Below are 3,706 nucleotides of genomic sequence, written 5' to 3'. Positions count from 1 at the left end.
AGGCGGCGAAGGTGCCGCCGATGTTGACCGCCATCACCGAGGCGAGTTCCTCGGGGGAGATCTCCAGCAGCGGGGTCGACTGGGTCCGGGCGGCGGCGGCGGGCGCCCCGCCCCCTCCAGCGCGCGCGAGACTCCTACCGCCGCTACTGGTACGCCTACGCGATGGTCGCGCCCGTCGTGATCGTGCTCGGCGTGCTCGTCGGCTACCCGCTCCTGCGCGGCTTCTATCTGACCCTGACCGACGCCAACAGCCTCAACTCGGCACGCACCATCGGCGTCAACACGATCGATGCGACGTACAAGTTCATCGGTCTGGACAACTACGCCGAGATCCTGTGGGGCCCGGCGGCCTATGACCGCTTCTGGTCCCACTTCGTGTGGACCATCGTCTGGACCGTCACCTGCGTCGTCCTGCACTACGTGATCGGCCTCGGGCTGGCGATGATGCTCAACCAGCGGCTGCGCGGGCGCGTGGCGTACCGGCTGCTGCTGATCCTGCCCTGGGCGGTGCCGACGTTCGTCACCGTCTTCGCCTGGCGGATCATGCTGGCCGACGCGGGCGTCATCAACTCGATGCTCGACACGATCGGTCTCGCCCAGCCGAGCTGGCTCGAGGATCCCACCTGGCAGCGTACGGCCGCGATCATGGTCAACACCTGGTGCGGCGTGCCGTTCATGATGCTCTCCCTGCTCGGCGGGCTGCAGTCGATCGACGAGAACCTCTACGAGGCCGCCGAGATCGACGGCGCCAACGCCTGGCAGCGGTTCCGCCACGTCACCCTGCCGGGGCTGTCGTCGGTGAGCTCGACCGTCGTCCTGCTCGGCGTGATCTGGACCTTCAACCAGTTCGCGATCATCTTCCTGCTCTTCGGCAACACCGCGCCGGACGCGCAGATCCTGGTCACCTGGGCCTATCGACTCGGATTCGGGCAGCAGCCTCGCGACTTCGCCATGTCGGCGGCGTACGGCGTGCTCCTGCTCGCGATCCTGATCGTCTTCACGTCCTTCTACTACCGGTGGTTGAAACGCAATGACCAGCTCGCCTAGCCTCAACGCGCCCGTTACAAAGCAGCGCCGCCGCGGAGAACTCGGCCCGGTCGCGCGCGTGGGCACGCACGTGACGCTCACGGTGGCGTCGCTGATCGCACTGTTCCCCATCGTCTGGCTCGTCTACCTCTCCCTGGGACCGGACAAGGACGACTACCTCCACCCCGGCGGGATCTTCGCGAAGGCGACGCTGGACAACTACTCGTTCGTGCTGACCAACACGGCCTTCTTCAACTGGCTGTGGTCGACGATGGTGGTCGCAGGTGGCACGACCCTGTTCGGCGTGATGTCGGCGGCGACGACCGGCTACGCGGTCTCCCGGATGCGGTTCCCCGGACACCGGCCGCTGATGTGGGTCCTGCTGCTGACGCAGGCGTTCCCGATCGCGGTGCTGATCGTGCCGATGTACGAGATCTTCTCCCAGCTCCGCCTGGTCGACTCGCACATGGGCCTGATCCTGGTCAACTGCACCACGATCGTCCCCTACTGCTCCTGGCTGCTGAAGGGCTACTTCGACACGATCCCGGTCGAGCTCGACGAGGCCGGCATGATCGACGGACTCACCCCGTTCGGCACGTTCTGGCGGCTGATCCTGCCGCTGGCTCGGCCGGGTCTCGCGGTGGCCGCGTTCTACGCCTTCATCACCGCGTTCGCGGAGGTCGCGTTCGCCTCGACGTTCCTGCTCGACGACTCGAAGTACACCTTCGCGGTCGGACTGCAGAGCTTCGTCAGCGAACACGACGCGCAGTGGAACCTGATGGCCGCCACCGCGGTCCTCATCGCCATCCCCGTCACCGTTTTCTTCTATCTCGTCCAACGACACGTCGTCACCGGTCTGACCGCCGGCGGCGTCAAGGGCTGAAAGGTAATCTGTTGATGTCCTCCGAGTGGTGGCGTGATGCCGTCATCTACCAGGTCTACCCCCGCAGCTTCGCCGACAGCGATGGCGACGGCACCGGTGACCTTCCCGGGATCCGGTCCCGACTCCCCTACCTCCGCGACCTGGGGGTGGATGCGGTCTGGCTGAGCCCGTTCTACGCCTCGCCGCAGGCCGACGGGGGCTATGACGTGTCCGATTACCGGGCGGTTGACCAGCGCTACGGGACGTTGGACGACGCTCGCGCGCTGATCTCCTCGGCACACGAGCTCGGGCTCAAGCTCATCGCCGACATCGTCCCCAACCACTCGTCCTCGGAACACGTGTGGTTCCAGCAGGCGTTGGCGGAAGGTCCCGGGTCGCCGATGCGGTCGCGCTACCACTTCCTGCCCGGACGCGGTGAGAACGGCGAGGAGCCGCCCAACGACTGGGACTCCATCTTCGGCGGTCCCGCCTGGACCCGGGTGCCCGACGGCGAGTGGTACCTCCACCTCTTCGCCCCCGAGCAGCCCGACTTCAACTGGAACTCCCCCGAGGTGCACGCGGAGTTCCTGGACATCCTGCGCTTCTGGCTCGACCTCGGCATCGACGGGTTCCGCATCGACGTCGCCCACGGCCTGGTCAAGGCCGAGGGCCTGCCGTCCATCGGCCACGCCGACCAGCTCCACCTGCTCGGCAACGACGTGATGCCCTTCTTCGACCAGGACGGCGTACACGAGATCTACCGCTCGTGGCGGCGCGTGCTGGCCGACTATCCCGACCGGATCTTCGTCGCCGAGGCGTGGACGCCTACGGTGGCGCGGTCGGCAAACTACGTACGTCCTGACGAGCTGCACCAGGCCTTCAACTTCGAGTATCTCGACACGGCCTGGGATGCCGCGGCGCTGCGCAAGGTCATCGACAGCTCCCTGGACGCGATGCGCCCGGTCGGCGCTCCGGCGACCTGGGTGCTGTCCAACCACGACGTCACCCGGCACGCCACCCGGTTCGCGAACCCGCCGGGATCGGGGACCCAGATCCGAACGCCGGGCGATCGTGAGCTCGGGCTCCGGCGGGCTCGCGCGGCCACCTTGCTGATGCTCGCGCTTCCGGGATCGGCGTACGTCTACCAGGGCGAGGAGCTCGGCCTGCCCGACGTCACCGACTTGCCCGACGAGGTCCGTCAGGACCCCTCGTTCCACCGCGCCAACGGCCAGGACGGCTTCCGCGACGGCTGCCGGGTGCCGCTGCCGTGGACCCGGTCGGGCTCCTCCTACGGCTTCGGCGACGGTGGCTCGTGGCTGCCGCAGCCGTCGGAATGGGGCGAGCTGAGCGTCGAGGCCCAGACGGGTGTCGAGGGTTCGACCCTCGAGCTCTACCGCTCCGCCATCCGCACCCGCCGCGAGGTCCCCGGTCTCGGTGCCGGCGACGCGGTGACTTGGCACGACGAGGCCCCCGCCGGGGTCCTCTGGTTCGAGCGTGACGGCTTCGCCTGCACGGTCAACACCACCAAGGAGCCGGTACGCATCACCGCCCCCGGCCGCGTACTCCTCTCCTCCTCGGGCCCCGTGCCCATCACCGACGGCTCCGCGGAACTCCCCGCAGACACCACCGCCTGGTGGCAGATCTAGCCGAGACGACCGGAGCGAGGTCGAGCGGCGAGCTTGCTCGTCCGCTCGCGCCGAGCGAGGGAGTAACCGCGCGAAGCGCGGAGAAGTCACCCCCGTCGGCCGAGTTGGCACATCAGTGCCGACTCGGCCGACGAGAGGGAAGGCGCGGGCGACGCGGCGGGCGGCGCCGGCC

General features: G+C 68.2%; 3 protein-coding genes. All 3 read left to right on the top strand.

Going from position 1 to position 3,706, the window contains the following annotated elements; genetic code table 11:
- Positions 1–162 precede the first annotated feature (162 nt).
- The 3 genes from AB0F44_RS30005 to AB0F44_RS29995 are packed head-to-tail and all read left to right on the top strand — an operon-like array spanning position 163 to position 3,534.
- The gene (locus tag AB0F44_RS30005) at positions 163–1,047 is read left to right on the top strand and encodes a sugar ABC transporter permease (protein WP_357360998.1); all 885 of its coding nucleotides are present in this window, start codon (positions 163–165) and stop codon (positions 1,045–1,047) included.
- Positions 1,031–1,909, top strand: a complete 879-nt coding sequence (locus AB0F44_RS30000) for an ABC transporter permease subunit (protein ID WP_357360996.1) — start codon at positions 1,031–1,033, stop codon at positions 1,907–1,909. The genes AB0F44_RS30005 and AB0F44_RS30000 overlap by 17 nt, the downstream gene beginning before the upstream one ends.
- Positions 1,910–1,923: 14 nt before the next feature.
- On the top strand, positions 1,924–3,534 hold the full coding sequence (locus tag AB0F44_RS29995; protein WP_357360995.1) for a glycoside hydrolase family 13 protein: 1,611 nt from the start codon (positions 1,924–1,926) through the stop codon (positions 3,532–3,534).
- Positions 3,535–3,706 lie beyond the last annotated feature (172 nt).

Source organism: Nocardioides sp. NPDC023903, assembly GCF_040639295.1.
Lineage (GTDB): Bacteria > Actinomycetota > Actinomycetes > Propionibacteriales > Nocardioidaceae > Nocardioides.
The sequence above is the reverse complement of the archived record's forward strand: the minus strand, read 5'-3'. Positions and strand labels throughout refer to the sequence as shown.